At 45.0% G+C, this 775-nt stretch carries 1 protein-coding gene; it reads right to left on the bottom strand.

Annotated features, from left to right (window positions below):
* Positions 1-775: hypothetical protein (locus A3766_RS31650; protein ID WP_197479772.1), on the bottom strand; the 775-nt coding region annotated here is incomplete at both ends.

Below are 775 nucleotides of genomic sequence, written 5' to 3' on the forward strand. Positions count from 1 at the left end.
CGAATTCTTTGGTTGAGCGTATCGAGTTGCGTGCTGTCTTTTTTACCCTGTTTGCTAAGTTCGTCGATCGATTCCTTTAGCTCGGGCTCAGCTTCTTTCAAGAGCGTAAGCGCTTTATAGTACTGACGAATCTCACTCATTAATACTTGATAGTGCTTTGCCTTGTTCTTCTCGACTTTTACATTGCGAGTGACTTCGAGCCAGCGGTTTTCCTGAGTTTTGATTAGCGCGTCAATTGCAGAGATATCATGAAATGAGGGGACCTCCGTGGTGAAGCGCTTAAGTGTTTCAGACAATGTATACAAAGTCGCTTCTTGCTCATCACCACCGGTTTGGATTAAGCGCTCCTGTTCTTCTGCTTCGAGCTTTTCTTGGGCAATTTTATCAATTCTTGCTTGGCACTCAGCTTGGTAGTGAGCAAATTCTTTGCGTTGTGTTTCGTTAGCACTGAGGCTAACTGCCGCCCAACGTTTGCTTAGGTTAAAAAGCTTGGCATCGTAGTGCTGAAGAACCTCGGTTTTTGCGAGGGCGGTAATGTCTGCTAGTGCTTTCTCTATATCTTGTTGCTGTTGACTTCGTTCAGCGATCTGATTGCGGATAGTGGCAAGCTTGGACTTGGCTATATGATAAACCGATTTGTCCTTACCCTTTGCCTGACTCAGCAGTGTGCTTAAGTCTGCTTCTGTTTCGATAAGCTCAGCAGCGGCTTGTCGGAGTTTTGCCATTTTTGCTTTTACTGCAATTTCTAGCAGTGATTGCTTATCTTCAATCCGAG

The organism is Oleiphilus sp. HI0132 (assembly GCF_001635845.1).